2 protein-coding genes are annotated in these 2,662 nt (G+C 65.8%); both read right to left on the bottom strand.

Annotated features, from left to right (window positions below; genetic code table 11):
- A partial coding sequence (locus tag ABZ865_RS41920) for an isochorismatase family protein (protein ID WP_361242788.1) occupies positions 1 to 332 on the bottom strand: 332 nt, incomplete at its 3' end.
- 118 nt (positions 333 to 450) lie between these two features.
- Positions 451 to 1,992 (bottom strand): S53 family peptidase, encoded by a 1,542-nt coding sequence (locus ABZ865_RS41925; protein ID WP_361242791.1) that lies wholly within the window; start codon positions 1,990 to 1,992, stop codon positions 451 to 453.
- Positions 1,993 to 2,662 lie beyond the last annotated feature (670 nt).

A 2,662-nucleotide genomic window follows, 5' to 3' on the forward strand; every position in this document is an offset into this window, starting at 1 on the left:
GCGCCCGTGACGACGAGCCGGCCGACCTTCCGCTCGGCCAGCACGGACTCCAGGTCCGTCTCCTCGAAGGAGTCCGGGTAGTTCTTGTGGACCAGGGGCTCGCCGTCGCGGCGGATCAGCTCCGGCACGTACTGCCAGTTCTCGGAGCCGTACTTCAGTTCGTCGTCGGAGTGCTGCACCCAGACGACCGGCACGTTCTCCGCGCGGGCCTTGTCGATCAGGGTGTTGATGTTGGCGATGACGCCGTCGCGGTTGTGGCCGGCCGCCACGACACCGTTCTGGACGTCGATGACGAGCAGTGCGGTATGGGGTCGATCGGGAAGCGCGGTCATGCGGCCACAGTAGGACCGGCCACTGACTACAGGTCCCGGGCCCTGGTACTGGTGGGCTCTCGTATTCAACTGTCGCCTGCGGCGGTGTCCGCGTCATGGGGTGATCTGAAAAGCACGCTCAGGACACGTTCAGTGCCGTGTCGTCGATGACGAAGCTCGTCCGCAGCGATGAGGTCTGGGTACCGACGAAGCGGAGGGTGATGGTCTGGCCGATGTAGGGAGCCAGGTTGAACGAGTGCTGCACGTAGCCGGGCGCGGCGTTTGCGTTGGAGTAGGTGGCGAGGGTTGTGGTTGTGCTGCCTTTGAGCACTTGGACGTTCAGGACGTCGTGGGGGGTGGTGTTGGGTTGGTCGGTGTCGGTGTGCAGCCAGAACGTCAGGTTGGCGGATGTGCACGAGGCCGGGATGGATACCTGCTGCGAGAGCGTGTCGGTGTGGCTGCTGGAGTAGCCGTCGAGCCATGCGTCCCAGGCCCCGGAGCGGGCTGGCTCTCTCGCATTGTTGTTGATCACGTATGGAGTGGCTGACCAGAGTGCGGTGCCGTTCTCGAAGCCGGGATTGCCCAGGAGTTGCTGTGCGGTGCAGCTTCCGGCGGAGCCGCCGGCGAAGGCGGCGGTTCCGTGGGGGGTGCCCAGACCGGTCGGGCCGTCGTAACCAGGCTCCCCGGTGCACAGGTAGGCAGCAGCGCAGGTGCCGTTGGCGCCCGTGGACACGTCGTAGAGGGAGGAGCGGTGCGCGTAGGGGTAGGAGGCCGGATAGGTGTTCGATACCGGTGTCCCGGCCAGCGCGTAGATGCCCGCGATGATGGGGGCGGAGGCGCTGGTGCCGCCGTAGACTTGCCAGCCCGGGGCCTGATAAGTGTCGTACACGGCCACTCCGGTAGCTGGGTCGGCCACTGCTGAGACGTCGGCCACGGTGCGCCGGGAGCACCCGCTGTCGGTCTGCCAGCTCGGCTTGGACTCGTACGCCGAGCAGCCCGAGCCGGTACCGGTGCCGCCACTGGATCTGCCCCATACTGACTCGCTCCAGCCGCGGGCGGTGGATGAGCGGGTCAGCGAGGTCCCCCCGACCGCGGTGACGTATCTCGAAGCTGCTGGGTACTGAACGCCGTAGCCGGAGTCGCCGGCTGAGAAGGTGACGGCGACCCCGGGGTGGTTGAAGTACTGGGTGTCGAAGGTTGTCTCGCTGGGGCCCTCGGGGCCGCCGTAGCTGTTCGAGACGTACTTGGCTCCGAGCGAAACCGCGGTGTTCACTGCCGTTCCCAGGTCGCTGATGTAGGTGGAGTCGGCCTCCAGCAGTGTGATCTTGCAGGCGGGACACACCGCACTGACCATGTCCAGGTCCAAAGAGATCTCACCCGCCCAATTGGGGTCCGCCGACGGCATAGGGGAGGTGGTGCCGCGTTGATTGAGCTTGCGAAAGCAGCCGTTGGCGGTGGTGCACGGGGGCAGGCCGTACTGGGCGCGGTATACGCCGAGGTCCGCTTCGGCGTTGGGATCGTCGTATGCGTTGACGACGGCGATAGTGGCGCCGGAGCCACCGCTGGACGGAAGGTTGTAGGCGCTGCGCAGGTCCGAGGGCCCGTAACCGGGAGGGAGCGCAGCCCGTGACGGCTGCCAGCGGGCGAAGGCATCGGTACGGACCAGCGCGTCACAGGCCATCACGTCGCGGCGTGTGGGCCGAGGACACAGGGGCTTCACCTGCACCTGGTGTGAGGACGGGGACGGATGCGGCGCCTGGCTTTGCGGAGCATCGCCGTAGGAGAAGGCCGTAGCGGGGGCAACGGCAAGCGAAAGGCATACGGCCACCACGGTGGTGAGCACCACGCGTACCCACTGCGGCCAGTTCACCGCGAATGCGGGATATTTATGATTCAGCCGGCGATTTCCGTCTGCAGCACTGGAGTGCAATTCGACCTCCCGGAACCTTCGTCTTCGCGTAGCCATCGAAGACCGAAGTTCCCGTTACGGTGGGTAATTAAGCAGGGGTCCAACGAGTGGCCGATTCGTGAGGTGTTCATATGTATCCGCCAGATCGGCGCAGCTGGAACCGGGTTATCGAACGTGACGGGGAGTCAGCGCTCTTCGGGCCCGTCGGGTGGTTGGGATACCGGTAGTTCTCGCAGAAAAAAGCCCACCGGCGCGGAAAAGGCCGGCATCCCTCACCCGCGACCGTCATGCGGATGCCGCGCGCACGGCCGGTCCGTATTTCAAATGAGATGGCGGCGGCCTGGTGGCTAAAGGGTGTTGCACAAGGCTGTCTTCGGGCAGGGCAGAGCCAGTGAGCGGGGTTGTCCGCTCATGCGGCGAGGGCGAGGTTGTGCATGTGGGC

This window comes from Streptomyces sp. NPDC047085 (genome assembly GCF_040643735.1).
Taxonomy (GTDB): Bacteria; Actinomycetota; Actinomycetes; order Streptomycetales; family Streptomycetaceae; genus Streptomyces.

Excerpts from the sequence above, each read along its gene's own strand:
- ABZ865_RS41925 (WP_361242791.1), bottom strand. The coding sequence starts at position 1,992 with ATGGCCTGTGACGCGCTGGTCCGTACCGATGCCTTCGCCCGCTGGCAG.